Annotated in this window: 24 protein-coding genes and 1 pseudogene; 14 read left to right on the top strand and 11 right to left on the bottom strand. The window is 60.7% G+C overall.

Annotated elements, in window-relative coordinates; genetic code table 11:
* Nucleotides 1-164 precede the first annotated feature (164 nt).
* Nucleotides 165-2894 carry a cation-translocating P-type ATPase gene (locus tag WDJ57_RS16550; protein ID WP_380630263.1) on the top strand — a complete coding sequence of 910 codons (2730 nt, stop codon included), beginning with the start codon at nt 165-167 and terminating at the stop codon, nt 2892-2894.
* A 37-nt stretch (nt 2895-2931) separates the two neighbouring features.
* On the opposite strand, the gene WDJ57_RS16545 is transcribed toward WDJ57_RS16550, so the two are convergent.
* Both WDJ57_RS16545 and WDJ57_RS16540 read right to left on the bottom strand, forming a co-directional pair.
* Nucleotides 2932-3996, bottom strand: coding sequence for a hemolysin family protein (locus WDJ57_RS16545; RefSeq protein ID WP_338902002.1), 1065 nt, complete (start codon nt 3994-3996; stop codon nt 2932-2934).
* Between the two features lie 60 nt (nt 3997-4056).
* On the bottom strand, nt 4057-4935 hold the full coding sequence (locus WDJ57_RS16540; RefSeq protein ID WP_338902000.1) for a universal stress protein: 879 nt from the start codon (nt 4933-4935) through the stop codon (nt 4057-4059).
* A 156-nt stretch (nt 4936-5091) separates the two neighbouring features.
* On the opposite strand from WDJ57_RS16540, the gene WDJ57_RS16535 reads away from it, so the two are divergent.
* Nucleotides 5092-5967: a hypothetical protein gene (locus WDJ57_RS16535; RefSeq protein ID WP_338901999.1), complete on the top strand. Its 876-nt coding sequence runs from the start codon at nt 5092-5094 to the stop codon at nt 5965-5967.
* Nucleotides 5968-6007: 40 nt separating this feature from the next.
* On the opposite strand, the gene WDJ57_RS16530 is transcribed toward WDJ57_RS16535, so the two are convergent.
* Complete coding sequence (locus tag WDJ57_RS16530) at nt 6008-6502, bottom strand: hypothetical protein (protein ID WP_338901998.1); 495 nt, start codon at nt 6500-6502, stop codon at nt 6008-6010.
* Nucleotides 6492-7172 (bottom strand): nucleotidyltransferase domain-containing protein, encoded by a 681-nt coding sequence (locus WDJ57_RS16525; RefSeq protein ID WP_338901996.1) that lies wholly within the window; start codon nt 7170-7172, stop codon nt 6492-6494. The genes WDJ57_RS16530 and WDJ57_RS16525 overlap by 11 nt, the downstream gene beginning before the upstream one ends.
* 250 nt (nt 7173-7422) lie before the next feature.
* On the opposite strand from WDJ57_RS16525, the gene WDJ57_RS16520 reads away from it, so the two are divergent.
* The 6 genes and pseudogenes from WDJ57_RS16520 (at nt 7423) to WDJ57_RS16495 (ending at nt 13139) form a co-directional block, all read left to right on the top strand.
* Nucleotides 7423-7842, top strand: a complete 420-nt coding sequence (locus WDJ57_RS16520; RefSeq protein WP_338901995.1) for a universal stress protein — start codon at nt 7423-7425, stop codon at nt 7840-7842.
* Between the two features lie 306 nt (nt 7843-8148).
* Nucleotides 8149-9225 (top strand): hypothetical protein, encoded by a 1077-nt coding sequence (locus WDJ57_RS16515; protein ID WP_338901994.1) that lies wholly within the window; start codon nt 8149-8151, stop codon nt 9223-9225.
* Between the two features lie 237 nt (nt 9226-9462).
* On the top strand, nt 9463-10116 hold the full coding sequence (locus WDJ57_RS16510) for a TrkA family potassium uptake protein (RefSeq protein ID WP_338901992.1): 654 nt from the start codon (nt 9463-9465) through the stop codon (nt 10114-10116).
* Between the two features lie 224 nt (nt 10117-10340).
* Nucleotides 10341-12413 carry a PQQ-binding-like beta-propeller repeat protein gene (locus tag WDJ57_RS16505; RefSeq protein WP_338901991.1) on the top strand — a complete coding sequence of 691 codons (2073 nt, stop codon included), beginning with the start codon at nt 10341-10343 and terminating at the stop codon, nt 12411-12413.
* Nucleotides 12414-12565: 152 nt separating this feature from the next.
* Nucleotides 12566-12862, top strand: a complete 297-nt coding sequence (locus WDJ57_RS16500; RefSeq protein ID WP_338901990.1) for a ribbon-helix-helix domain-containing protein — start codon at nt 12566-12568, stop codon at nt 12860-12862.
* Nucleotides 12852-13139 (top strand): annotated as a pseudogene (locus WDJ57_RS16495) (type II toxin-antitoxin system RelE family toxin). Before WDJ57_RS16500 ends, WDJ57_RS16495 begins: the two are co-directional and overlap by 11 nt.
* A 156-nt stretch (nt 13140-13295) precedes the next feature.
* On the opposite strand, the gene WDJ57_RS16490 reads toward WDJ57_RS16495, so the two are convergent.
* The 3 genes from WDJ57_RS16490 to WDJ57_RS16480 all read right to left on the bottom strand — a co-directional run bounded on the left by WDJ57_RS16490 (nt 13296) and on the right by WDJ57_RS16480 (nt 14831).
* Nucleotides 13296-13667, bottom strand: coding sequence for a MarR family transcriptional regulator (locus WDJ57_RS16490; RefSeq protein WP_338901989.1), 372 nt, complete (start codon nt 13665-13667; stop codon nt 13296-13298).
* A gap of 248 nt (nt 13668-13915) precedes the next feature.
* Nucleotides 13916-14524, bottom strand: coding sequence for a hypothetical protein (locus tag WDJ57_RS16485; protein WP_338901988.1), 609 nt, complete (start codon nt 14522-14524; stop codon nt 13916-13918).
* Nucleotides 14525-14621: 97 nt separating this feature from the next.
* A complete protein-coding gene (locus WDJ57_RS16480) occupies nt 14622-14831 on the bottom strand; it encodes a hypothetical protein (RefSeq protein WP_338901986.1) in 210 nt (69 codons plus the stop codon).
* 29 nt (nt 14832-14860) lie between these two features.
* Here WDJ57_RS16480 and WDJ57_RS16475 point away from each other — a divergent pair, with 29 nt between their 5' ends.
* The 3 genes from WDJ57_RS16475 (at nt 14861) to WDJ57_RS16465 (ending at nt 17111) form a co-directional block, all read left to right on the top strand.
* Nucleotides 14861-15085 carry a hypothetical protein gene (locus WDJ57_RS16475; protein WP_338901984.1) on the top strand — a complete coding sequence of 75 codons (225 nt, stop codon included), beginning with the start codon at nt 14861-14863 and terminating at the stop codon, nt 15083-15085.
* Between the two features lie 224 nt (nt 15086-15309).
* Nucleotides 15310-16197 (top strand): CPBP family intramembrane glutamic endopeptidase, encoded by an 888-nt coding sequence (locus WDJ57_RS16470; RefSeq protein ID WP_338901983.1) that lies wholly within the window; start codon nt 15310-15312, stop codon nt 16195-16197.
* Nucleotides 16197-17111 carry a CPBP family intramembrane glutamic endopeptidase gene (locus WDJ57_RS16465; protein WP_338901981.1) on the top strand — a complete coding sequence of 305 codons (915 nt, stop codon included), beginning with the start codon at nt 16197-16199 and terminating at the stop codon, nt 17109-17111. The genes WDJ57_RS16470 and WDJ57_RS16465 overlap by 1 nt, the downstream gene beginning before the upstream one ends.
* A 78-nt stretch (nt 17112-17189) precedes the next feature.
* Here WDJ57_RS16465 and WDJ57_RS16460 read toward each other — a convergent pair whose 3' ends face one another.
* The 3 genes from WDJ57_RS16460 to WDJ57_RS16450 form a co-directional block, all read right to left on the bottom strand.
* Complete coding sequence (locus WDJ57_RS16460; RefSeq protein WP_338901980.1) at nt 17190-17696, bottom strand: twitching motility protein PilT; 507 nt, start codon at nt 17694-17696, stop codon at nt 17190-17192.
* Complete coding sequence (locus tag WDJ57_RS16455) at nt 17693-18061, bottom strand: UPF0175 family protein (protein WP_338901979.1); 369 nt, start codon at nt 18059-18061, stop codon at nt 17693-17695. Before WDJ57_RS16455 ends, WDJ57_RS16460 begins: the two co-directional genes overlap by 4 nt.
* 214 nt (nt 18062-18275) lie before the next feature.
* Nucleotides 18276-19121: a type II CAAX endopeptidase family protein gene (locus WDJ57_RS16450; protein WP_338901978.1), complete on the bottom strand. Its 846-nt coding sequence runs from the start codon at nt 19119-19121 to the stop codon at nt 18276-18278.
* A 306-nt stretch (nt 19122-19427) separates the two neighbouring features.
* On the opposite strand from WDJ57_RS16450, the gene WDJ57_RS16445 reads away from it, so the two are divergent.
* Nucleotides 19428-20201 (top strand): glucose 1-dehydrogenase, encoded by a 774-nt coding sequence (locus WDJ57_RS16445; protein WP_338901976.1) that lies wholly within the window; start codon nt 19428-19430, stop codon nt 20199-20201.
* A gap of 114 nt (nt 20202-20315) precedes the next feature.
* Here the strand turns inward: WDJ57_RS16445 and WDJ57_RS16440 are convergent, their stop codons facing one another.
* Nucleotides 20316-20819 carry a hypothetical protein gene (locus WDJ57_RS16440; protein ID WP_338901974.1) on the bottom strand — a complete coding sequence of 168 codons (504 nt, stop codon included), beginning with the start codon at nt 20817-20819 and terminating at the stop codon, nt 20316-20318.
* 334 nt (nt 20820-21153) lie between these two features.
* On the opposite strand from WDJ57_RS16440, the gene WDJ57_RS16435 reads away from it, so the two are divergent.
* Together WDJ57_RS16435 and WDJ57_RS16430 are read left to right on the top strand one after the other, a co-directional pair.
* Nucleotides 21154-21639 (top strand): hypothetical protein, encoded by a 486-nt coding sequence (locus WDJ57_RS16435; RefSeq protein WP_338901973.1) that lies wholly within the window; start codon nt 21154-21156, stop codon nt 21637-21639.
* Nucleotides 21640-21768: 129 nt separating this feature from the next.
* The gene (locus tag WDJ57_RS16430) at nt 21769-22662 is read left to right on the top strand and encodes a universal stress protein (RefSeq protein ID WP_338901972.1); all 894 of its coding nucleotides are present in this window, start codon (nt 21769-21771) and stop codon (nt 22660-22662) included.
* The last annotated feature ends 12 nt before the right edge of the window (nt 22663-22674 follow it).

Genomic DNA, 22674 nt, shown 5'->3' with positions numbered 1-22674 from the left:
ATGTCTCCGTTGACCACTGCGAAGGAGGTGTGCTCTCCGGCAGTGGTGTCAGTTCCAACGCTGTCCCTTCCCGCAGTTGTCCCACTCGACAGGTCGGTGGTGTATCCATTCGAAGAGAGAACAGCGCCGCATCTGGCCCCCCGAACCAGACACCGTTCGAGAGTATGACTCAGGCTCATTCGGAGATGACCAACACGAAACCCTGGCACGCGACGCCGACCGACGAGGTCTTCTCGGCTGTAACGGCCGACGAAGAGGGACTTTCGTCCGATGACGCGGCGCGCAGGCTCTCGGAGTATGGTCCAAATGATATCCACGAGGCCGATCAGACGTCGGTTCTCGCGCTGCTTTTCACCCAGTTCCGTGACCCGCTCATCTATCTGCTCGCCGTGGCTGCCCTCCTGTCTCTCGGTGTTGGATTCATTCCCGGCGGTGAGCCAAATTACACCGAGGCGGCGTTCATCGTCCTCATCATCGGTGCCAATGGGTTGTTTGGCTTCGTCCAGGATTATCAGGCGACCCGGTCGATCGAGGCACTCCGGGAACTCGCAAGCCCGGACGCGACCGTCCTTCGCGACGGCCGGAAACAATCCATCGACGCAGAACAGGTCGTCCCGGGGGATATCGTCTTGCTCGAACAGGGTGATGCAGTCCCAGCAGATGCCCGAGTACTCGAAGCCGACGAGCTTCGGACGAACGAATCCCCTCTCACCGGGGAGAGTACACCCGTCGAGAAGGGTACCGAGAGCGTAGACGAGGAGACCCCCCTTGCCGAGCGCCGCAACATGGTGTATAAGAATACGAGCGTCGTCAAGGGCAGGGGAAAAGCGGTTGTCGTCGAGACGGGGATGGAGACAGAGGTTGGTGGGATTGCCACACAGTTGGACGAAGCCGAGGACCGACAGACACCATTCCAGACCGAAGTCGAAGCGCTCGGAAAGCAAATCGGTGGGCTCGTCGTTTCGTTGATCCTCCTGGTCGTCGCCGTCCAGTTCCTGTTCACGGCGACAGAGCCGGTTGCGATTCTCCTCGTTGGTATCACCCTCGCCGTAGCGGGTGTTCCAGAGGGACTCCCGGCAGTGGTGACGTTCACGCTGGCGCTCGGCGCACGAGAGATGGTCGACCGGAATGCGCTGGTCAGACGGCTGCCCGTCGTCGAAAGCCTCGGCTCGGTCGACGTTATCGTCACCGACAAGACGGGCACGGTGACGGAAAACCGGATGACGGTCACACGGCTCTACGTCTCGGGCTCTGTCGTCGACCTGTCTGAGTCAGACGTGGACTCAGCGGACGGCGCTGTTGACGGCCAGCAAGTTGCTGCGGATGGCGATCGACAGTCGCGTACGGCACGTGCCGCTCTGTTGCGGTGTGGCGCCGTCTGCAACAACGTAGAGCGACGAGACGGCGAATATAGCGGTGAGCCGACGGAGATTGCACTCCAGCGCGCAGCGGACGAGGCTGATATCGACTCGGCCGGAGACCGCATCCGCGAAATCCAGTTTTCGTCGGAGCGAAAGCGCATGACCGTACTCGTCGAAGAAGAGGAGCCGACCGCCTACATGAAAGGGGCGCCGGAAGTCGTGCTGGATCGCTGTGACTCCTATCTCGAAGACGGCGACGTCAGCGATCTCACCGACGAAACGCGTCAGGAGATCCTCGACCAGACGGAGTCGTTCGGAGAGGACGCCCTCCGAGTGTTGGGATTCGCCTCGAAGGCGGTTGCAGACCCCTCCGCTGACCCCGAGCAAATCGAGGACGGGATGGTGTTTCTCGGCCTCCAGGGCATGCTGGATCCGCCACGAGAGGAAGTTGGAGATGCCATTGCGGACTGCCAGTCGGCTGGCATCCGGACTGTGCTCGCGACTGGAGACAATCTCACGACGGCGACGGCCGTCGCCGAGCAAATCGGGCTCGACCCTGATGGAGCGCTCACCGGGACCGAGGTGAGCGAATATTCCGACGACGAGCTACGTCAAACGATCGACGATGTCGACGTGTTCGCTCGCGTGACGCCGGAGCACAAGGTGCGCATCCTGAACGCACTCCAGGACAACGGACACAACGTCGTGATGACGGGCGACGGCGTCAACGACGCGCCGGCACTCACGCAGGCCGATGTTGGGGTGGCGATGGGCCAGCGTGGCACCGACGTTGCTCGGCAGGCGTCTGATATGATTTTGCGAGACGACAACTTCGCGACCATCCGTGATGCCATCCGAGAGGGCCGGGGCATCTTCGAGAACGTTCGCAAGTTCGTCAACTATCTCGTCTCGACCAACACCGGCGAGGTTCTGGTGGTGTTTCTCGGCGTCTTGCTCGGGAGTCTACTCTTCCCCGCACAATTCTCGGGGACGTCACAGGCGTTGATTTTGACCCCGATTCTAATTCTCTGGATCAACCTCGTCGCGGATACACTTCCCGCCCTCGCGCTGGGCGCTGACCCGCACGCAGACGGGCTCATGGACCGGCCTCCGCGACCCACAGACGAAGGGGTGATCAACACGCGTGTGCTCGTCTCGATACTCACAATCGCCATCCTGTTGGCAGTGACTGGCCTGGGCGTGTTCTTCTACACCCTCGACCGCACAGGGTCACTCCTCCGTGCTCAGTCGCTCCTGTTTACGTTTATCGTGGTTGTCGAGTTGATCCGCATCCAGGTGATTCGTGCCCGGTACGATCAGGCGCTTCGCTCGAATCTGTGGCTCGTCGGTGCTATCAGCGTCTCACTGCTCGTCCACCTCGCAGTCCTCTACACGCCGCTTCGGAACTTCTTCGAAGTCGTTCCGCTCACGCGCGGCGATTGGGGGTTGATCGCCGTTGGATTTGTCGCGTTCCTCGTGCTCAACGTGGTCGTGTCCAGGCTGAATAGCCGCATCTTCGGTTCACAGCCGTGAGAGTGGCTGAGCCACCAGTGCGTCGGCATGCAGGTCTCTACGCCATCGCTCGTTGGTCGAGCGGGTCTTCGAGTTCGCCCATCACTGCTTCGAGTGCGTCAGTCGCAGTGAGCAGGCCCACGACCGCACCGTCTTCGATGACGAGCGCCAATTCCTGATCCTCTGTCTGGAACTGGTCGAACGCATCACTGGCGTTCGTCTCCGCTGCGAGCGTCATCGGTGGTGCTGCAATCTCGGCGAACGACAGGTCACCGGAGTGCAACTCCTCGAAGTGGTCGATAATCGAGGGTGCATAGACGATGCCGTGGAACTCAGTGAGTTCTTCGCCGACGAGCGGAAACCGAGTGTGTGGCGTGTTCCGAATCCGCTCGAAGTTTTCTCCGGGGGAGACCGCCGTCGAGAGGGCGATGATCTCGTCGGCCGGAACCATGATTTCGCGGATCGAGAGCGTGTCAACATCGAGTGCACTGAGGACTTCCTCGCGTCGCTCTTCGGGCAGTTCGCCTTCTTCGAGAAGCGAGTCGACACGGTTGCGGAGCTGGGCGCGTGATTCGAGCACCTCTTCTTCGGTTTCGAGCCAAGCACCAGTCATTTCGACGCCGAACAACTTGAGCGTCGCTTTGGCAACCCAGTCACCGAGTGTGATGAGCGGGGAGATGAGCCAGTTGAACCAGTAGAGTGGGCCTGCGCCGTATCGACAGACCAGCCGGGAGCGTTCGACACCGAGGTACGTCGGCGTCTGCTCACCGTGGGTGAGATGCAAGAGATTGATGATACCGAACGCGATGAGTGCTCCCGCCCCGATCGATGCGAGCGGGGTGTTCGCGAAATACGGCTCGAACAGTGCCGCAAGCGCGGGCTCGGCGACGATACCGACCGCGATACTCGATGCGGTGATACCGACCTGGCAGGTGGTCAGATAGATCTCGAGATTCTGTGTCATCTCCCACGCCCGTTCGAGGGCGGCGTTGCCGTCGATGAACTCCTGTTTGCTGAACTGACGGGCACGCGTCAGCGCAAACTCGATGGCGACGAAGAACCCGTTGGTCAAAATGAGGGCGAGACCAGCGACCAGACGGAGGCTGAGTTCGAGCGGGGTCATCACGCCCTGCTATCGAATCCTACAGTAAATAAGCAATGAAGTATACTCACACAGCAACGGTCACGACTGCTCCTCTGCGCTGCCAATCGTCATGACTGGCACTGGCGCAGAGCGGACGGTCTTTTCCGCGACGCTCCCGAGCAAGATTCGATCCGTCCCGCGTCTCCCCGTCGTCCCCATCACGACGGCGTCGATGTCGTTCGATTCGATCGTCTCCAGGATGCTCTCGATCGGCTTCCCGTGTGCAATGTGCCGGACGGTCTCCGTCACGCCGTGGGTCTCCGCGTCAGCGATGAGGTCCTCAACCGCGCTGTTCGCTGTCTCCTCTTGTTTCTGTGCCGAAATCGCCGAGCGAACGTCCAGGCCGAGCGAAACAGCATCGACGACGGACAGTGCGTGTACGGTCGCATCGAGAGACCCAGCCAGCGAGAGGCCGTGTGCAGCAGCACGGCTCGCGCCCGCACTCCCGTCGGTCGGGATGAGGAGGTTCTCGTACGGAAAGGCCAGTTGTTCGTCGGACTGCATCCGGACTGTCAGAACGGGGATGGATGCCAGACGAACGACCTTCTCTGTAACGCTGCCGATGAGGTAACGCGAGAGCCCTTTCCGGCCGTGTGTCGGCATCACGAGCAGGTCGTGGTCGTATTGCGCGGCGTACTCGACGATCGTCGGCGCTGGATTCCCCTGCACGACGTCGGACTCGTAGTCGACACCGAGTGTGCTGAGTGTCTTTTCTGCTTCCTCGACAGTATCTTTGCCCTCCTGGACGAGTGCATCGACGACCTGCGTCTCAACGACGCTGACACTCTCGCGTCTCGTATCCGCGACACAGAGAACGTGGATGGTGGCATCGGCCCAGTGTGCAATCTCGGCCGCGTGATGCAGTGCCGCCGCAGCCCCGTCGCTTCCATCGAACGGGAGTAAAATGTCGTCGTACATGCTCTACTGGATGTGACTACGAGAAGCACTGTGAAGTGGTTTGTCACCCGCCTGCGTTCGCGCTGAGCGCTTGCGTCACACAACGGGAGCCATCCCCCCACCCCACACCGTACTTTTTTAACCCTTCCTCGAAAGTTCTGACAATGATATTGACAGATGACACGAAAATCAGGCCTGTTTCTAGGAAGTGTTGTCCTCGTCGCCTTCGGTGTCGCTGCGGTGAGCTTTGGGTTCGCAGAGCCATACATCTCCGCCTCGGCAGTACCCGTGGGCCCGCCAATTGCACTCGGCGGGGCCGTTGCACTCCTGTTCCTCGCCGCGCTGCTCAACACCATGTTCAACGCGTTAGTCTGGCGGCGAATGGGACAGAACCTGGGGTTGACGCCGGAGGGCGGCATCAACGTCTTCGCCAAGCACGACCTGACTGGCGAGGTGGACGGCCGGCCGGTCCGCGTCCACACCTACGAGCAGGGGGGTGGGGGCGATACCGACTCGAGTCGGACCTACACGCTCGTGGAGGCGGAACTCGATTCCCCGGTCGAATGGAGCGCGCTCGTCGGGCCGCCAGACAGGGAGCTGAGCGACCTCGGACGCGCCGGGGGCGCAACCCCCGATATCGCTCCGGACGAGGAGTCACTGGCCGACGTTCCCGAGTTTGGTGAGACTCGGACGGTGACCGTCCAGGACGGAGTCGCGGTGTGGGGTGATCTCTCGGACGAGCGTGCGGACGCGCTGCTCACCCCGCGCCTCGAGCGCGCGGTGACAGACATCGAAGGCGGCGTCGGCGTCGGTGACGCCACGGGGACGATGATAGACGCGATGAGCGAGATGCTCGAGGGGGCAGAGGGCCTCGGCGCCAGCCTCGCACAGGGGATGCTCGACCTCGCAGACGGGGACCGGGGGAAGACCCCGGAAGCGACGGTAACGCACGAACAGCGCGGCCTGCTGCTGGATGACTCGACGCTAGAGCGCCGCGTCGAAGCAGTGGTGGCTGCCGCGGACGCTGCCGGGCAGGCTAGCTCTGGAATGTAGGGGAGGTACCCATCTGCAGTACGCGCTATTTGATGGTGATTCACTCCCGGTTGCAGACACACTCGTGGTCGACAGAGAGTAAATCGAGAATATAGTGATGGATAGCAGTCGCAAGTTGGAGCATGGTATTGGCCTGCATCTCGCCACCGACGGCCTGTCGATAGTAGGTTTTCGAGCGATTCTCTCGCCAGAGTTGTAGCAACTGATCGCCGAGTGACCGGCTATACAAATTTGCTTCGGCACCACGCTGATAGACGTCGGTATGGGAGACGAATTCAGTGCTGTCCATGCCAGTCGCGTGAAGGAGGTAGAAGTGGATACTCCGCTCAATGGCGATAAATGAGGTTTCGATGACAACTGTGTAGTACCCGTTCTGTGTCCGCAGGAAGCGAGCAGCATCAAGGAGCCGGCACGCCTTCCGGAGCTGTAAGAGTGCATCGTCGTCGACGTCGAGACCGGACTCTTTGTGTGCTGGTTCCCGCTCGAAGGCTTGCTGGGCGTCGGTGAGTGCGTCTTCGACGTAACTACCGTCCATTCGTCAGTACCTCGTCCTTGGCATCCTGAAGCTGGTCTGTTTCGTAGAGGACAATGCCTTCGGTGAAGATTTCCTTGAGGCGCTCGCCGATGTTGGTGACGCTCCGTCTGGATTCGACGAGGACTTCGAACTGGTATCGGTCACCATCGAAACGTTCCTCCTCGAGGTCGCGTGCAACTTCGTGAGCGGTTTGCTGAGCGGTCGCCTTTTCGTCGCTCACCAGGACGAAGCAGTCGATGTCGCTCGAACGGTCGGCCTCACCGCGGGCGACACTGCCGAAGATCAGGATGCCTGCGATGGTGTCGATCTGGTCCTGCAAGCGACCGACGAGTGAGCGGATCGGGTCTTGGAACTCAGCCTGCGGGATCTGGAGAATGGGATCGTCGGGTTTCGAGAGGCGTTCGCGATTGATTTGGACGAGTTTCTTATTCCCTTCTCTCGTGACGTGGACGAGATCGGTTTCAACCAGCAGGTCGATCGTATCTGTGACGCTGCTGGGACTGTGGTCAGTTGCTCGCCGGATGTCTCGGATGCTGAATTGTGTATGCGGGTTGTTTGCGAGGAGTGAGAGGATGTCGCTGGTGGCTGCGTATCGAAATAGTTGCGCATTCGGGACTGGCAGTGGGAGCGTGAGTTCCATCCCCGCTGTTTGTTCGCTGAGAGCTACCATGGTCACTCTTAGCTACCGAGATGCTTGTACGTTTGGGTAAAAGGGCCCACGCTAGCAGGGCCGATTCCGACTGTCGGTGAGCCGCCGAGACCCGATACGGTCTCTCTCTGGAGCAATATCCGAGTCAGCGACGTGGGATTCTATCAAGAGCGTTCTGAGAGACAGAAGGATTCTCCACCAGTGCGTCGAGACCAGTCGGTGGTGCCGTCTCGTGTGTTGCTTTGATACTCTCTGCAAGCTAACGTGCAATATGTACAGCGACATCTTGATTCCGACCGACGGGAGTCAAGGGGCGAAAGCCGCTCTCCAACACGGCATCGAAATCGCCACACAGTGGGACGCGACTCTTCACGCTCTGTACGTCGTCGACCTCCGTCTAGCACGTTCGGGGCCCTTGCTACAAATGCTTCAGGAGGAGGGACGTCAAGCATTACGAGACAATGAGGTGGCGGGAACCCAGGCTGGGCTGTCCGTCGTGACCGAACTCGTAGAGGGCTATCCCCACGAAGAGATTCTGGAATACATTCGTGAGCACGGCATCGACATGGTCGTCATGGGAACCCACGGACGGACGGGCATCGATCGGATCATCCTGGGAAGCGTCGCCGAAAGAGTTGTGCGACGGTCACCTGTCCCCGTATTAACGGTTCGAGAGGAGGAGTCCGACTGACTGTTCGCCAGGTATCGCCCCCGCAAGACGCTTCTTCGGCCTCGTGAGAGGGAGACGCGAATCCCGTTATCGATCCGTGCACTTCTGTCTCCAGTGCAAAATTCGCACGCTGTATGCATTGAGAACAAGCCACCAGAATTGTATCAGAACCACTCTGCTCGATGGATGCACCAGGGCAAATCGAGACATGGTGATGAGAAGTCCCCTCGCCACGGGCAGAAAGCGAACCCAAATAGCATCGTGGCACTCACAACCTAACTCTGTGGGGTAAATCCATTTGTAGACGGCGTCCCCGTATGGTCAATAATGCGAAGATGGAGTCGTCGCGCGTTCCTCAGTTTCCTGGGTGCAACAGCAGGCTGTCTCGGCAACGACCCCGAATCGACGTCGACAGCCCCCTCCGAGTCTACGACGGCAGAGCGCGTCGACGTTCGCGAGTGGCCCGACGAGTACTACCAGGGCCCGTTGGTGTCTGCACACGAACACATGCACGGCTGGGATGGTTACAGCGTCATCCGGGAGGATATCGAGTGGTACGTCCGCTGGATGGCCCGCAACAAGGTAGAGCAGGTGATCGGGTTCGCCGCGGACGAGTATATGGGCCAACTCGTCGAGCACGACGAGCGGCTGCTCCCCTTTGTGTTCGGGTGGGACGAACTCCGGGAAGACTACGATAGCCTCGCGGCGGCGTTCAGACAGCGTCTCGAAGCGTGGCCGTACGTCGGGCTCGGCGAACTCGGATTCAAAGGCCGGGTGACACCCGAAGGAGAGCCGCCGCCGCAGCCAGACGACCCTGAAGCCCTCGAGTTGTGGGACCTGGCTGCAGAGCGTGGGATTCCCGTAATGGTGCATGCATCGGAGCCGTGGCGATATCCGGAGGAGATGCGCAAGGAGTGGGACGAGTTCAGCGACTGCCCCACGAAAGCGAGTCTCGCGAACGCGATGGCCCACAACCGCGACACGCAGTTTCTCGTTCACGCGACCTATCAATGGCAAGAGACACCGACGGGCGAACTCGTCGCCGACGCCCTCGAGAACAACCCGAATCTGACCTACGATATCTCGACATTACACCCGCTTGCGTACCGCGAGGGGACCTTCACCGAGGACGAATTTCGAACCCGGATTGCGGAGAGGGGTGGCGTCGAGACGATTGCACAGCGATTTTACGACGAGTACGAGGTGGTTCTCGAGGAGTACTCGGATCGACTAACCTGGGGGATGGACGCTTCCGCCGAGTGGCACTATACCGACTGGGCACTCGACACCTGGGTGGATGCTGGGCGAGCGTTACTCGGGATGCTCCCCGAGGAGAACGCACGAAACATCGGATACCGGACTGTCTCTGACCTGATGGACATCGAGGTCACGAGTTCCGCCTGACGACGTCGTGTCTTCGTCCTCATCGGGGGTGAACCAACCGCGAAGTCACGCGTGAACTCATCGAGATATCAAGCCAGCGCCAAGTAATCCGCCAGCCAGTATTGACGTGAGCAACGCGCTCGCTCGGTTTCCTGAACCGCTGGAAAAACCAGGGACTTGAAATGTGGCCTCCTCGAATAGTCAAAGAGGCCGAGAGCGACGGTCCACGTTCGAGTAATCCGACGGATGGAGGAACCTATGCCAGACACGAAACGTATCGTCATCGCCGGCGGCGGCCGTATCGGACTACGAACCGCACAGGAACTCGCAGACCGCGGATACGAGATCGTCCTGATCGAGAAAGACGAGGATCGATCAGAGGAGGTCTCTGATGAGTACGTCGCGATGGTCCTGCAGGGAGATGCGACGGCGCCGTCGATTCTCGAACAGGCAGACCTCGAGCGGGCAGACGCCATCGCCGCGTTGACCGACGAGCCCGGGACCAATCTCGCGATCTGTTTGGAGGCAAAACAAATCGCCCCCAACATCAGAACGCTCGCTCGAACCGGGACAGGAACCGAGGACGAGTACGACGAGATTGCCGACGCGACGATCCTGCCACAGGAACTCAGTGCGAACACAGCCGCTGACATTCTCTCGGGCGACGAAGTACGGACCATCATCGCCACCCACCACGACCTCGAAATCCTGGAGATCGAGGTCGCCGAGGACGCCCCGGTTGCCGGACGTACGCTCGAAGATATCAGCCTCCCGAGAGGGAGCCTCGTCATCTCGGATCGGAACCGGACGCGGATGGCGCGCGGCGAGACGGAACTCGAACCCGGTGAGTATTATCTCGTCGGCGTGGAACCGGACGTCCTTGACGAGGTACTGAAACTCTTTCGCGGCTAGTCCCGGGGGGACTATGAGAGATTCGGGGCTAATCCAGTGAACAGGAGGTTATCCATTGACAGAGACGTTACCACAACGGTTCGGCCGGTCCCTGTTGGAGCTAGAGAGAGCGACAGCGGCCGACTTCGACACGATTCTAGATACATAGCATCCTGATTTAATCCACGTTGTTGATATATTCCCATTCGACATGTCTGGAAAATTGAAACTGGGGGAGGCGTGCAATGACTGCTGAGCAGGATACGGATGAATCCTCGGTGGACGTCTCGCGTCGGCAGATACTCGGCGGTGTATCGACGACTGCACTCCTGGCGGGCAGTGGCCTCGGGACGGGTATGATCGGGCAGGTTACGGGGCGCTCCACGGAGCGTTCGTTGGCAACCGGCGAGCGCCAAACGCAGGCAAACGTGGCGTGGCCAACGGCGGGCTACGACCTGAGAAATACGCGCCATAGCCCGGATGCACTGACACCGACCGGGAATCCGACGACTGCCTGGACTCGGACGTCTGCAAACAACGATACGTTCACGCACTCTTCGCCGGTCGTTGCCGACGGCATTGTCTACATCGGGTCTACCACGAGTCGCGGCGGGCAACTCTATGCAGTGGACGCCAACAGCGGAGAGCAGACGTGGAGCACCGGCCAACTGTTCTTCAGGAGCGTCGAGACCACGCCAGCGGTCGCCGAGGGTCGCCTCTACTACATCCACACCGACGGGAAAGTGGTCGCGGCCGATCCAGCGACGGGTACAGAGCAGTGGACCTACGAGGTCGAAGGAAAAGCCCGGGCGTCACCGGCCGTCGACGACGGAACGATCTATTTCGGCACCAACGCGGGCACGATGTACGCAGTCGACGCAGCCAACGGGACGATCCAGTGGGCGTACGACACGCACGAAGATAATGAGAGGCTCAAGCTTCGGACGACGCCAGCGGTCCACGACGGCACGGTATACGCAACGACGAGCGGGCTTGACACGCTGTACGTCTATGCCTTCGACGCGGCGACGGGTGACCTCGACTGGAAACAGGACCTCGTCGACGTTGGCAACGCTCAATACTACCTCACCGCACCCACCGTCGCGAACAGTCTCCTCTATCTGGGTGACTACGAGTCCGAAGTCCTCTGGGCGCTCGACCCCACCACCGGCGAGGAGGTCTGGAAGACCGAGGGCGTCGATCTCGGGCCCGACGCAGGCCCAGCGGTGGCCGGCTGTACCCTCTTCGTGGGGACGAGAGACGGGAAGCTCCGTGCGTTCGACGCTGCGACCGGTGACGAACAGTGGTCGACGATCCTTGGCAGCAAGGTGGTGGCAGCCCCAGCCGTCGCAAATGGCGTCGTCTACGTCGGCGACACTGGCGGGCAGTTCCACGCTATCGACGCTGCCGACGGCGGGCGGCTGTGGGCGGAGAATCTCGAGAGCAAGGTGACTACCTCCCCAGCCATCTCCAACGGCTTAGTGTACGTCGCCAACCAGGAGACGCTCTACGCCTTCGACGGCGACGTCACTGACCGACGTGGCTCCGTCGATTACGGGTCCTGTCCCGACGGCGAGGGGCCGAACAGCCGCATCACTGGCGAGGTGACGTATGAAGACGGCACGCCCGCCGAAGGCGTGGCTGTCGATATCGTGGACATCGACACGGACACCGCGGTCGCGACGCTGCAGACAAACACCCAGGGGGCGTTCGGGCCGGTACAGCTTTCCCCCGCGAACCTCACCGCCGATGTCGACCTATCTGGCTACGAGACCTTCGCAACACAGGTTCAACTCGAAGAGGACGAGGCACACACCATCCAGGTAACACTGGACGAGGACACCGGCACGGCGACCCCGAACAGCCGTGTGCGCGGCAGGGTTCGGTATCAGGACGGCACGCCCGCGGAAGGCGTGGCTGTCGATATTGTGGACATCGACACGGACACCGTGGTCGCGACGCTGCAGACAAACACCCAGGGAAGATTCGGGCCAGTGCAGCTCTCCCCCGCGAACCTCACCGCCGATGTCGACCTATCTGGCTACGAGACCTTCGCGACGCAGGTCCAACTCGAAGAGGACGAGGCACACACCATCCAGGTAACACTGGACGAGAACGCAGCCACTGCAACAGCGAATGACGGGGAGACAGAAACCGCCGACACCAGTGGCGCAAACAGCGGATCTGGTGAAGACGGGTCGACAGCGAGCCCGTCCGCAAACGGCCCCGGGTTCGGAGTGGTGTCGGGACTCGCGTCACTCGCAGCGCTCGTCGGGGCGAACAGGGCCTACGATCACCTCCGTGACGACGACAAATAGGTGAGGGAACCGCCGTAACACTGCCAGTCGTCACAGTCGCCTCGAATCGCGGGTATGCGCTCGCAGTATGTATCATATTCACCTCTGAGGTCCTGTAGTCGTCGGCGCAGCAGTGGGAAGATTTAGTATATACGAGCGCAAAGCATCTGTATATGTCCGACGCGGATACTACTGGTGGCGACGACGGGCCCGAGATGGTCCAGATAAATCTTCGGCTCAGCAAGGCGTTCCTCGAAGATATCGACACGACGTGGCAAGAACAGGGGTTCAATTCGCGGAGTGAGTTTCTCCGCTACGCTGCCCGCGACGCGGTGAAGCACCCGGAGTTCTCGCGCGAAGGGTGGAAACAGATCGCGGCGAGCGAGCACAACCTTCGGTCGGGCGAGGCAGAACTGGTATCCCGCGAGGAAGTCGTCGAGATGATGGATCAGGACGCGGATGACGAGTGACGACGATTGGACGTGGAAGTTCACGCCGCAAGCTGCGGAGCAGTTCGATTCGCTCGACCTGCACGTACAGGACCGGGTCGTCTCGAAACTCGACGAGGTTGTCGAATCGAAGTGACGCGAGCCTGACGCATTCCTCGAACCGCTGACCGGTGGTCCGTTCTCGAAACTCCGAATCGGTCAGTATCGGCTTGCCTGCACGCTCGACCGGAGCGAGCACGTGTTGGAGGTACACCGGATCGAACATCGAAGCGGGGCCTACACTGCTGACGACGACTGACGCGATTCGATTCGCAACGGCTTGACTGTACGGAAATTGGATATGTTCAGTTCGCATGGGTGGGATAACCTTTCACTGACAGAGAGCCCGAAACCGACCTGTTGTGGGTGGCTAGTGTCGACTCGCCACGTTCGAAGATTGGTGCCTCTGCGTCGGTCACTGTTCGTCCTCGACGCTCGGGTGTGGTTCCTCGGGTGCGTGTCCCCGCCACGTGTTCTTGTCCTCCGCGCCGAATTGGTCGTTGAACAGCGCGGTCGCTCGCTCGTAGCCACTGTATCCCTCGAGTCGCTCGGCGTCGTCGGTGATCGCCCAGTACGTTGCCTTGTGTTCGACGAGGTCGCGATCCTTCAATCGGGAGAGCGCGGTGCTGACTGCGCCCTCGTCGACGTCGATCTGGGACGCGATTTCGCGGGCCTTGAAGGCCCGATCCTCGTTAGCGGCGAGAAACCCGAGGACTTGATCGGGGACGGAGAGTTCTGCAAGTTCGTCCTCACTCGTGTTCTCGAATGTATCTCGGTCGATAGACATCGTTGCGCGGATATACGGCAGCCACCGTAAAGAGCGTTAAGACTGAAAGCGACGAAAATGCCGAAAGATCTCGCTCGTCCGGAATCTCGGAGCAGTTCGATTCGCAACTGCTTGACTGTACGGAAATTGGATATGTTCAGTTCATATAGACGATATAACCATCACTGACAGAGAGACCGAAACCAACACAGACAGAGAGACCGAAACCAACACAGACAGAGAGCCCGAAACCGACCTGTTGCGGGTGGCTAGTGTCGACTCGCCACGTACTTGTCGAACACTGAGGTATACCGTATGAGCAGTGCAACCACGATGGCTACTCCGAGCGTGGGATATTCGACTCTGACGAGCGTCCACTTCAGCGTTTCAGAAGCGTTCATCAAGGAGATTAGGATCGTCGCGTAGTCCTCGGGATTCGTGTAGATCAGGATAACCCAGAGGTTCTCCAGAGAGTCGAGGAGCCGAGAAAAGACAGTCAGGACCATTCCGATCTTCGGAATCAGCGCCAGCCTGTCGTGGAACGCCAGCGTGTGCAGGACGAGCGAGTGGAGTGAGAAAAACAGGAAGAACCCAGCCAGAATGAAGATGTAATCGAGGACCGATAGAAGCATAACGGAGTCCATGACTGGCTCAAAGGCCTGCAGTATCGTATCTACCTCCGCCCGGGTCGTCGCGTCCTGCAAATCCGAAGTAGTGTAGCCGGATGTCTCGATCTGGCGTGTCACCGGGACGAACCCCAGTGCGATTACTCCGACAAAGGTGGCAAGCGAGACGATGGCTACTATCCCGTGGGTTTTGGGAGAGACGCCATCCGCATATCGCTCGACAGGGCGAAAGAGTGCATTCAGTCGTTTCATACAGGAAACAGCCTGTCCGCAGGTATAACGTTAGCCGACGAGTTTCGGTCAGCAGGAACGGACTGGAGGTACGTATTAGAGGAAACTGACCGTATCTTCATCCGTGCCCCTCCCACTCCAACTTCCGACACCCGCGGAAATGCTGGTGATCGTCCTCATCTTCGGGATTCTCTTCGGCATTCCCATCGGTGTGCTGTACGTTCTGCGACAGCGAAAGCGCCGCGTCACAGCACTCCAAGAGCGCGTCGACGAACTCGAATCCCGACTGGATGACGGGCAAGACGAGTGCAAGATCGATGGAGCGCATTCAAGTATTGGCACTCCGTTGACCGTAGCATGCTGGATACCGACGTCGAGCGCATCAGAATCGACCGCCTCCGAGAGTTCGTCAGGGAGCAACGCCAACTCGCCGAGGGTCGGCGGGTCGACGCCATCAGGGAAGGCCAGCGCGCAGCGAGTGACGAAGCGACGGGTGAGATTGAGGCGTTCGAACAGGTTCTGCAGTACCTCGCTACACACGCTGATGAAACAGAGCATCGCTCGCTGGAGAAGATTCGATAGTCCGCAGGCTGACAGACGGTGTGCGAGGCGGGGGACGCCCAGGACCTGGCCCGCGCGACGCTTCACGCTTTGAGGGCGGCTTGCCGGCCATCTCCGCTGTCGGTGCTCATCGCCAGACAGTCCTCCCTGCCCGGCGCCTTGACACTGGGACTCGTCGGCCTGCAACTTCCCACGGTCTGAGAAGAATCGTCCACATTGACAGTATCGCTGGCATCTAGAACCACATGAGCAGCCCCTCCCTCCGCGGGCGGGTGGCCCGCCATCCAGTCGCCTCGTTTTTCCTGCTCGCGTATGGCTTCTCGTGGGTAGGCTGGCTCCCCGGCATCCTCGGGGCAGCCGAACCGATCCGAACGCTCAGCTACGTGGCGGGTGGCTTCGGTCCCGCAGTCGCCGGTGCCGTCGTCACGTGGCTCGACGGGAGTTCACTGCGGGCGTGGGCGGGACAGATCGTGCGCTGGCGCGTCGCACCGCGGTGGTATCTCGCCGCCCTGTTCCTCCCCGTGCTCGTCGTGGTGCTGGCGAGTGCTGGCATGCTCCTATTCGGAATGGGCGTCGACCCGAGTGTTCTTGCCGGACGGGCCTCACTCGTCGCTGTCTCGTTCGTGACGGTTGCACTCATCGGAGGCGGGAACGAAGAACCCGGCTGGCGCGGGTTCGCCCTCCCCAGACTCCAGGAGCAGTACGCGCCGGTGTCGGCAACACTGATTCTCGGCGTCGTGTGGGCCTTCTGGCACCTGCCGCAACTGGCGGCCGACCCGAACGCCGTCTACAGTTTCGCGTGGCTCGTCGAGGAACTCCCCGGACTCGTCCTCCGGGTCGTGAACATCGTCGGCTTCGCATTCCTCCTGACCTGGATTTACAATGGAACAGAGAGCGTGCTGCTCGCGATAGTGCTGCATGCGGGCATCAACACGGCTAACAGCACGCTCGTGCCAATTCCGATAGACGCCATCACCGGCGAGAGCTTTCTGACGGTTCTCGTTGCAGTCGACATCGGCGTCTGGCTGGTCGCGATTGCGCTCATCGTCGCGACCGGTGGCCGACTCGGGTACGACGCCGGTGCCGACAGGTCCAAGCCATCGACACCTGGACGCGGGTCGGAGGTCGGATAATGACGGCGGCAGACGGTTCCGGCGTGTTCGAGTCCGTCCGTGGATTTGTCCGCAAACAGCGGCTCACCTCGTTTTTCGCCCTGGCGTATGCGCTGGCGTGGGGCGTTGGGGCGCTGCCGGACATCCTCGGGATGACACAGCCGTCTTGGACGAGCTGGTTCTTCGCAGGTTTCCTGAGCGCGCTTGCGCCCTCGGTGGCGGCAGCACTGGTCGTCGCCGCGAGCGACGAGAGCGTCCGCGAGTGGTTCCGACGCGTCGCGAAGGTCCGTGTCCACTGGACGTGGTACGCCGCGGCTATCGTCATCCCGTTCCTCATCGTCTACGCCGCTGGCATCGTCTCGTGGGCCATCGGCGGCCCAATCGACTGGAATGCGTTCGAAGTCAACCCGACGACAATCGTCATCGGCATCGTCATCGGAACGCTGCTTGGCGGCGGTCAGGAGGAGTTCGGCTGGCGCGGGTTCGCCCAGCCAGAACTGCAAGAACGCTACGGTGCCCTGGGAGGGGCGCTCGTCGTCGGCGTGTTCTGGGGCTTCTGGCACCTGCCGCAGTTCCTGCCGGGTGGCTTCCGTGCCGACTGGGGAGTGCTGATGGTCGGCTCGTACTTCGTCGGCATCGTCGGCTTCTCGGTGCTGCTGGCGTGGGTATTCAACGGCTCCGGCGGGAGTGCGTGGCTCGCCATGGTGATGCACGGAGCCGACAACGCTACGCAGGGCCGGCTTCCAATCGACCTTTCGGTGGTCGCACCGGAGGGCGTATTGCTCCCGTCGGCGCTGGTGACGATCAACGTCCCCCACGCGATTCTGACGTGGGGCGTTGCGCTCGGCGTCGTTGGCCTCGTCGGAGCCGGACTGTATCGTGACCGAGTTCGATGGCCAAGCGTCGGTGTCGGTCGAACCTCGGGAAGTAATTGACAGGCGACATTAATCAGGAGGATGTCAGAGTCGTGTTCTGATCACGCCGGTCAGGAGGTTCGAACTACGAGAAGGGTGTCAGCGATATTTCGAAATCGTTCGATACGGAACGTAGTAGCCGATGTCGTCGATCCACGTCGACATCCACTCGTCGGCGGTCGATTCGTCGATCTTGCCAGCATCAAGCGCAGCCAGGAGCGTCCCGACTGATCCGACAACAGTCACGCCCTGTTCTTTGGCAAACGACCGAGCATCCCCGTCGTCGGTCAGGAGTCGGCCGTCGTGTGCGTCTGCCAGGGCGAAGGCCTGTGCCTCGCCGGGATCAAGATGGTCACTGACGACTGCCTCTCTGTTTGCAACGGTGTCAGAAACCGTCGTGACTGGAATCTCGTCGTCGAGAACAGCCAGTGCTGATTGGAGATAGGGATGGGAATCAACGCCGTCTTCGAGTTCCTCACGAACGACTGGAACCGTACAGACTCCAGAAAGTCCTGTGATCACCCACAACTGGTCGATATACGTAAAATTCGAGAGGACAGTCGTGTTCAGGACGCTTGGATTCGCTGGAACGCCAGTACCTGTCATTTCGCAGGCTGCTCCTCGTCGTCCGAGTCCGCATCATCAAATTCGAGTTCGCTCGCTGCCTCTACTTCGTAGGCTGCATCGTCCTCATCAGCAAGACCCAGTCGGAGGTCGACGCCGTGCTCGCGGAGGATGTCGCGCATCGTCCAGCGGTCGACAGCAGCGAGCCGCGCAGCATCACCCAGCGTGATTCGCTCGCGTTCATAGAGAGCAACTGCAGCTGCAATGCGCTCGTTTTCGTGATCCTCGAAGTATTCACGCACGAACTCTCGCAACGCATCGCTCTTGCCCCCAAACACACCAGCCTCAACAGCACCTTCAATAAGGAGGTTGAGGTCATCTGGATAGGAGCCAGTGATCCGAGCCATCTGTCTAACCGAACCTACGTATTCATACTATTTATGAACTGCGCAAGAATCGAACGGCCATCGAGACGACTGTCTGCAACAACTGTCGGTTGGTGGAAGTTGAGACGTCAATGAAGATAACGGGGCTGTAATGACTGGTTTCAGACGGACCTGTGAACGACCGCCGTGCTCTCGAGAAGGCCAACAGTGACCGAGTCGAGGGGAAGCCTCGGGGTCAAGCCCGTCGGCCTGCTCCGCCTGTAGAGAGCGTCAATCGCGGCTGATTGGAGAGATGGCGCGCGCCGTAGACGGCGAGCAGCAAGCCGACTGCGACGACGAGAACGATGGCGTAGGAGGTATATCCAGTGACAGTCCCGATCGCCTCGACCCCGCCCGTCGGGAAGTAGGCGGCAATCGGGTTGATCCCGCCGTGATAGAGCATCGGGACCAAGACGCTCCCCGAGGAGTTGAACAGCCAGGTGAGGACGATCGACGCCGATGTCACAGCGACAATATACGGGAGCATCGGGAGGTCGCTCTGTGCGCTCCCGGGCAGGAAAAACAGCGGGAGGTGCCAGAGCGCCCAGACGATGCCGACGGCGATGCTGGCGGTCAGAGCGGTAAGGCGCTGCTGGAGAGCCGGGAGGGCGAACCCGCGCCAGCCGAGTTCTTCCTGGCCACCGCCGACGAAGAACACGACGACCACCGCGATCGGATAGAACCAGAGTGGGTTGATGGCATCGAGGTCGATGCTCGCGCCGAATACGACGACGTGGACGACTCCGGCGAGGACGATGAACAGCGGCGGCAAGACGAGCGCCCAGCCAACCCACCGCGCGCGGATGCGGATTCGGATAATCGAGCGGGCCCACTCGCGGATGCTCCGCCCGGTTGCCGAGAGGGCAACGAGCGCGCCGACCAGCGGGCCAAACCCACCGACCCTGGCAAGGATACCGATGGCAGACGACGGCACGAAACCCACGAACAGGAGGGCCCAGAGTCCCCACGAGAACACGAGCGTGCCGCCACAGAAGAAGCCGAAAGCGCGGAGACCAGTCCCGTCACCACTCCTCGTCGTCATCTGAGCAGACGATGGATGACCCCCGTTCGTCGCCTCGTCGCTCGGCCGTTTCGGACGATCACCGGACATGGATCCAGACGTCTGCCAGTTCGTCGATGTAGCTGCTGGAGGCGGTACCCTGCCCAAAGTGGACGGTCGCGTCGGCCAGCGAAGCAGAACCCATGCGCAAAGATACGTCAATCGAGCTGAAAAAGTTGAGTCCAATCGGAACTGACTGGGGCCACAAACCATAATAAATATTTAGTATATTTCTATCCGCTGAGAATACTGCAACCGGCTTTCACGTGGGGCGTGGTAGGTCTATCTATGTCACGAGATGGTGACTTTGCCGGTGAGACAGTCGTCATAACAGGTGCAGGCTCGGGTATTGGCCAGGCAACTGCCATCGCGTTCGGGGAAGCTGGCGCGAATGTCGTCGTTGCAGATGTTGACCGAGAGGGAGGCCAGGAGACTACAACGACGATAACGGAGGAGACAACAGGGGATGCAACGTTCGTCGAGGTCGACGTGACCGACGATGATGATGTCGAGACGATGGTCGAGACAGCCACGTCGGAGTTCGGCGGGCTGGACGTCGCATTCAACAATGCAGGCATCCCCGGGACGTTCGATGCAGTCGACGAGATCTCCGAAAAAGACTGGCAAGCAATTATCGACGTGAACCTGTCGGGCGTCTGGCGGAGTATGCGCAAAGAGATCCCGGTGATGCTCGAAGACGGCGGTGGTGCAATCGTCAACACAGCCTCCGTCCTCGGGAAAGCTGGTGAAGCAGAGACGCCGGCGTATACAGCCGCAAAACACGGCGTTGTTGGCCTGACGAAAGTCGCAGCACTGGAACGTGCAACTGACGACATCCGGGTCAACGCAGTCTGCCCTGGGTACATCGAAACACAGATGCTCGACGATGCAGGCGTGACGGCAGATGAAGAACTGCGCGCTGAAACCGAGGCGCTGCACCCGATGGGACGCCTCGGGAGGGCAGAGGAGATTGCCGAGGCCGTCCTGTGGCTCGCATCTGACGATGCATCCTTTGCCACCGGTGAGACCCTGGCCATCGACGGTGGGTACCTCAGCCGGTGACCACGTCGACTACCCCGCCCTGACGCTCTCCGTGCTTCCGCGTGAGGACGGGGATGTCGTGCTCGCGCTGCCACAGTATCTCAACGCTGAGATGACAAAAGGAAGGTACCAGAGCTATTCGTCCCAGTCATCGGCGTGGTAGCGGTAGAGGAACTCCCGCATGCCGCCGATGACGAGGCGGTCAAGTCCACGAGTATAGGCTGCGACCCCCAGGACAAAGACCACGAAGATGGCGACGTTCCCGAGAGTCCAGACTGTCGGGACCGCTCCACCGAGTTCGACGACCATCGGGAAGGTCTCGCGGAGTACCTCGATGAACGTCGGCCAGGCCAACACCGCCGTGGCGCCGCCGAGGACCATCAATATCAGGTTGAACCGGTACTCCCGGTCGGACGGTCGATTCGCATCGAGGAATGCGTCGCGTTCGCTCCGCTCCGCAAACTTCCGTGGATTCGGAGTGAGAACGGTGAGGGCAATCGACAGTACGGTCAGTCCCAGAACCACCCAGAGGAGGACGGCAGTCGCAGTGGTCAACGGCTCGGGGACGAGTTCGGGAAACGGTCCGGCGAGGGTGTCGACGAGCGTCGGCGTCATCCACTCGACGATGAGGGAGAACACACCGAAGCCAACCAGTGCTTCAACGGGACCGTACTCGGGGTAGAGCAGGCGAACGGAGCGGCTATCGCGGGTAGTTCGCTCCGACGTTGTCGTAGAGTGATCCGGGGCGGCAGTGCGAACGGAACTAGAGTCCGTCCCTTCGAGGTGGTCGGTTTGCATGCTCGATCACGCCTGAATATACGCTCACAGATCGCTTCAATACATATTCGTATTCTTAAAAGTCGAGAACGAGTGACCGCTCAGTTCTGAGGGCGTCAGGGCCGTTCGTCACGGTCGTTGCAGCAGGCGACTGCGAAGCCTCCCACTTTTTACGCTCGCCTGTCAACCGTCGGGTATGCCCTCCAGAACGCGTCGTGGCTTCCTGGCCAGTCTCGGGACGGCCGGACTCGCCGGCGTCGCCGGCTGTACCGCCTTCGGTTCCGACGATATTCCGGCCGGGAGCCTCCAGTTCGTCAACGAAGACGTCCTCTCACACGAGTTCACGATGCAGGTCGTTGCCGTCGGGACCGAGTACGACCGAGATGCCAGAGAGGTCGTCGGCGACCCGGCCGTCTCACGGGTAATCGCCGAGCGGCGAACCACCGCTGTGCTCGATGCCAATACCACCCGGACCTACGAGGACGTCTTCTCTGAACCGGTCTGGTACACCGTACAGTTCACCTTCGATGGCGAGGTACCCGAAAACGGCGGCCAGGTTAGTTTCCACCCGGCACCGGAGGACGACGGACGCGGAACGTACCTCGGTGCGAAGGTGTTCGAGTATGGTGAGGTCACCTGGGTCGTCTCCGCAACCGACAACGCTGGTCCGTTTGACCAGTAAGAGAGATATTCCGGCGACCTGCAGAGCCCCAGGTGGTGTGCCACGCCAAACTGTACTGGCCACTGGCAACGCCGCTCTGGCCGACCCCGACGGAGTGTTTATTGCGTTGCTGGCACTCATTAAAAAGCAATGTCCTACGAACGAATTCTCGTCCCGACAGACGGAAGCACCCACGCAGAACGCGCGACAGACCAGGCGCTCTCGCTGGCGTCGGCGTTCGACGCGACTGTCCACGCCCTGGGCGTCGTCAACGTCGGTGCGCTCGCCGGGCCCTACGACTGGTCGCCCCCACCGGAGTCGTTCATCGACAGGTACCGAAAACAGGCAAAGAAGAATCTCGAACACGTCGAAGCTCAGTGGACACACCCCGACAGATATCACGGCGAGGTGAGAGAGGGCAGGCCGTCGTCGGTGATCCTCGACTACATCAGCGAGGCCGACATCGACCTGGTTGCGATGGGGACACACGGGCGAACAGGACTGGAGCGGTTCGTGCTCGGGAGCGTCGCCGAACACGTACTCCGCGCTTCCCCGATACCGATACTTGTCACCAGAGCAGTCGAGGACGAGTCACCGACGTTACCGTATCAGAACGTCCTGATACCGACGGACGGGAGCGAGTGTGCCAGTGGCGCCGTCGACCACGCACTCGCCATCGCGAGCGCCACCGACGCCACGGCTCATGTGATCAACGTCTTCGATAGCGTGGCGTACTCAGGAGAGCCCGGTTCAGACCCGCCGGCAGACTTCCTCGAAACGGTGGAGCGCGCCGGCACGGAGGCCATCGAAGCCGTCGCCGAACGATTCGAGGCAGCGGGTGTCGACGCCAAAACCGTGGTCATGGAAGGCCGCGCGAGCAACGGTATTCTGTCCTACGCCGAAGACAACGACATCGACGCGGTGATCATGGGCACGCACGGGCGCTCGAGACTCGACCGCTTCCTGCTCGGGAGTACGACCGAGCGCGTCATCAGACGAAGCGACCTGCCGGTCATCGCCGTGCCGGAAGCGAAGGGTGAGTAAACCCAGAGACAA

Origin of the sequence: Salinibaculum sp. SYNS191, assembly GCF_037338445.1 — an archaeon.
In the GTDB taxonomy this organism is placed as follows: domain Archaea; phylum Halobacteriota; class Halobacteria; order Halobacteriales; family Haloarculaceae; genus Salinibaculum; species Salinibaculum marinum.
Note: the sequence above shows the minus strand (reverse complement) of the source record. Positions and strands in the feature narration are given on the sequence as shown.

What these genes read in the sequence shown, in the direction of transcription:
- WDJ57_RS16455 (WP_338901979.1), bottom strand. Translation starts at nt 18,061, where the DNA reads ATGGCTCGGATCACTGGCTCCTATCCAGATGACCTCAACCTCCTTATT.
- WDJ57_RS16545 (WP_338902002.1), bottom strand. Translation starts at nt 3,996, where the DNA reads ATGACCCCGCTCGAACTCAGCCTCCGTCTGGTCGCTGGTCTCGCCCTC.
- WDJ57_RS16520 (WP_338901995.1), top strand. Translation starts at nt 7,423, where the DNA reads ATGTACAGCGACATCTTGATTCCGACCGACGGGAGTCAAGGGGCGAAA.
- WDJ57_RS16530 (WP_338901998.1), bottom strand. Translation starts at nt 6,502, where the DNA reads ATGGACGGTAGTTACGTCGAAGACGCACTCACCGACGCCCAGCAAGCC.
- WDJ57_RS16550 (WP_380630263.1), top strand. Translation starts at nt 165, where the DNA reads ATGACTCAGGCTCATTCGGAGATGACCAACACGAAACCCTGGCACGCG.
- WDJ57_RS16475 (WP_338901984.1), top strand. Translation starts at nt 14,861, where the DNA reads ATGCTGGATACCGACGTCGAGCGCATCAGAATCGACCGCCTCCGAGAG.
- WDJ57_RS16505 (WP_338901991.1), top strand. Translation starts at nt 10,341, where the DNA reads ATGACTGCTGAGCAGGATACGGATGAATCCTCGGTGGACGTCTCGCGT.
- WDJ57_RS16430 (WP_338901972.1), top strand. Translation starts at nt 21,769, where the DNA reads ATGTCCTACGAACGAATTCTCGTCCCGACAGACGGAAGCACCCACGCA.
- WDJ57_RS16465 (WP_338901981.1), top strand. Translation starts at nt 16,197, where the DNA reads ATGACGGCGGCAGACGGTTCCGGCGTGTTCGAGTCCGTCCGTGGATTT.
- WDJ57_RS16480 (WP_338901986.1), bottom strand. Translation starts at nt 14,831, where the DNA reads ATGCGCTCCATCGATCTTGCACTCGTCTTGCCCGTCATCCAGTCGGGA.
- WDJ57_RS16510 (WP_338901992.1), top strand. Translation starts at nt 9,463, where the DNA reads ATGCCAGACACGAAACGTATCGTCATCGCCGGCGGCGGCCGTATCGGA.
- WDJ57_RS16515 (WP_338901994.1), top strand. Translation starts at nt 8,149, where the DNA reads ATGCGAAGATGGAGTCGTCGCGCGTTCCTCAGTTTCCTGGGTGCAACA.
- WDJ57_RS16470 (WP_338901983.1), top strand. Translation starts at nt 15,310, where the DNA reads ATGAGCAGCCCCTCCCTCCGCGGGCGGGTGGCCCGCCATCCAGTCGCC.
- WDJ57_RS16500 (WP_338901990.1), top strand. Translation starts at nt 12,566, where the DNA reads ATGTCCGACGCGGATACTACTGGTGGCGACGACGGGCCCGAGATGGTC.
- WDJ57_RS16535 (WP_338901999.1), top strand. Translation starts at nt 5,092, where the DNA reads ATGACACGAAAATCAGGCCTGTTTCTAGGAAGTGTTGTCCTCGTCGCC.
- WDJ57_RS16525 (WP_338901996.1), bottom strand. Translation starts at nt 7,172, where the DNA reads ATGGTAGCTCTCAGCGAACAAACAGCGGGGATGGAACTCACGCTCCCA.
- WDJ57_RS16490 (WP_338901989.1), bottom strand. Translation starts at nt 13,667, where the DNA reads ATGTCTATCGACCGAGATACATTCGAGAACACGAGTGAGGACGAACTT.
- WDJ57_RS16435 (WP_338901973.1), top strand. Translation starts at nt 21,154, where the DNA reads ATGCCCTCCAGAACGCGTCGTGGCTTCCTGGCCAGTCTCGGGACGGCC.
- WDJ57_RS16485 (WP_338901988.1), bottom strand. Translation starts at nt 14,524, where the DNA reads ATGAAACGACTGAATGCACTCTTTCGCCCTGTCGAGCGATATGCGGAT.
- WDJ57_RS16450 (WP_338901978.1), bottom strand. Translation starts at nt 19,121, where the DNA reads ATGACGACGAGGAGTGGTGACGGGACTGGTCTCCGCGCTTTCGGCTTC.
- WDJ57_RS16540 (WP_338902000.1), bottom strand. Translation starts at nt 4,935, where the DNA reads ATGTACGACGACATTTTACTCCCGTTCGATGGAAGCGACGGGGCTGCG.
- WDJ57_RS16445 (WP_338901976.1), top strand. Translation starts at nt 19,428, where the DNA reads ATGTCACGAGATGGTGACTTTGCCGGTGAGACAGTCGTCATAACAGGT.
- WDJ57_RS16460 (WP_338901980.1), bottom strand. Translation starts at nt 17,696, where the DNA reads ATGACAGGTACTGGCGTTCCAGCGAATCCAAGCGTCCTGAACACGACT.